Source organism: Halobacillus sp. BBL2006 (genome assembly GCF_000786645.1).
Classification (GTDB): Bacteria; Bacillota; Bacilli; order Bacillales; family Halobacillaceae; genus Halobacillus.
In genome coordinates this window covers 1-2,020 of record NZ_JRNX01000815.1, presented here as the reverse complement: position 1 = coordinate 2,020, position 2,020 = coordinate 1, and the positions used below count along the sequence as shown (strand labels likewise).

Annotated in this window: 1 protein-coding gene and 1 pseudogene; both read right to left on the bottom strand. The window is 46.5% G+C overall.

The window, feature by feature from the left end:
* Window positions 1-1,155 (bottom strand): annotated as a pseudogene (locus tag LD39_RS19980) (hypothetical protein); the annotation flags it as partial.
* Between the two features lie 32 nt (window positions 1,156-1,187).
* On the bottom strand, window positions 1,188-2,020 hold an 833-nt coding region (locus LD39_RS19975; RefSeq protein ID WP_035552624.1), incomplete at its 5' end, for an acetyl-CoA carboxylase biotin carboxylase subunit family protein.

The following is a 2,020-nucleotide window of genomic DNA, read 5'->3' as shown; positions in this document are numbered from 1 at the left end:
AAGCACCTGCAGTGAACCGGCTACAAGAATGCTATTCGCTGTAACACCTTCGCCAGTTTGGGTCGTATGATAAAGCGCGTTACGCACGTCCGGTCGGATATCGAGCTCAACGAGTCTTCGCAATCCAGGTGCGACCGGGGAGTGTGATAATACTCCACGCTCAAGCATGAGCGACAATCCATAGATCGCTTGTCTGGTAGCCGGGAAGATTGCTGCCTTGATCAATTGGATGACGAGCTCATGGTTTTCTTCAAGGTTGGCGCTGCCTTTGCTGTTCAAGTTCAGCACATAAGGCAGCAGGCCGGGCATCCGTTTACAAAGAAAGCGCGTTAATGTCGCGTGATGCGGAGATACCAATCCGGTTTCCCGCATGGATTTCGCTAAAGCCACACTTTCTGAAATTAACTCGGATCTTGTAAGGGACTTCAAGTTAGCACGATAAGCATGGACATCTCTGAACTGGTTGCTGAGCGGGGACGGACCTTCAATCGCAGAGATATATTTCTTCAGTTCAGCAACATCCCGCTCATCCGCTTCTGACTCTTTATCAAGCATCTCTTTGGCCATTTTGATCATGGAAACGGTCCGCTTGATCATGATTGGACGCTGTGCGGTTAAACGCTCGATTTCCAAAATCAACGTTTTGATCAGGGCAGTAGATGAAAGACGGCTCGCTAAAAATTGAAATAACTTTACAGCGCGCTCATCGTTTTCATTTTTTTCGATTCGTGAACTTTCTGTCGCATTCGGAAAAAGAATATCCAAATTCAGCACCATGACCTCGTTCAAAAACTCCTCAGCCATAACAGCAGAAAGAGTAGGGTGCGTGTACTTGGACTCAGCAATAGCAAGCATACGAAGCTCGCTGAGTACCTCGATGATCATTGGCAGTCCTTTAGCCTTCAAGGAACCTGCAACGAGAGGAGGTTGTAATTTGTCAGCAGATTCCCAGGGACCGTCCTGGAAAACGCCGCTTTCTTCAAAGCGATGCGCGTGCTGGTATAAGTGCTCCAGTCCATCTTCTGCATCGATAAGTCGGTTTGCCTCCTGGTAAACATCTGTTTGGTATTTCGCTTTTACGAAAGATTGAGCTTTGTTCAATTCCTCTAAGGCCTGGGCGAATCGTTCAACAATGACACCTGTAGGTTGAGGCATGTGTCCTCTCCTTTCTATATGAAACGCCTTGCTTAAACGTAGAAGTTATATTGCTCATACCCTTTCAGTAAATCTCTCATTTCTTCGCTGTCTCTTCCGTAGAAGAAAATGGTTCCATAATGGTTTCCGAAACCGACTCGTTCCGCCACTTTTCCTTGTGGTGGAGTGAACATGTCGTGCTTCTCAAAGTAAGGGTGCTGTTCAAGCTCATCTGGAATATTGAGGTCTTCCACGTAATCCCTGTTCGGATGGACCATTAGACAGCCGGCATGTCCTTCGAAGCTATATGGATCAGGGAAAAATTGTTCTATTTCTTCATCTGTTGTATTCGGATCACTGCATAGAATTTGTGCTTCATACGCACTGAATCCATACGCACGTTCAATCAGTTCGAAAATATGTCCGCCTGGCACGCGTGCAGCGACTTCACCAAAGTGGAGCGTTCCGTCTGGAGTGATGAAGTATTCCGGGTGGATGACGCCGTATTCAATTTCAAAGGCATCCACAAGCTGCTGGACCGCTCTTTCAATTAGAGGACGTTTTTCTTCTAATGAAGGGGAAGCGGGTACAAAATTCGAATAGCCTAAGCGGATGTATTCAGTAATATTCAAAAAGCGCACTTTGCCTTTATGAACAAATGCTTCACATGAAAATTCCTGTCCATCCAAGTGGCTCTCCATCAGCAATGGAAAATCCGCGTCTGTAATTTGTTCGATATCTTCTTCGGTATCGATAGCCAGGTGCCCGACGGAACCTGCTTTATCAAGCGGTTTGACGTGGATCGGATCCAAATGATCGCCATCCAATTTCAATAACGCCTCATTGACACGGCGCAAGAAACGCCTTACATCGTCTTTGTTAAACG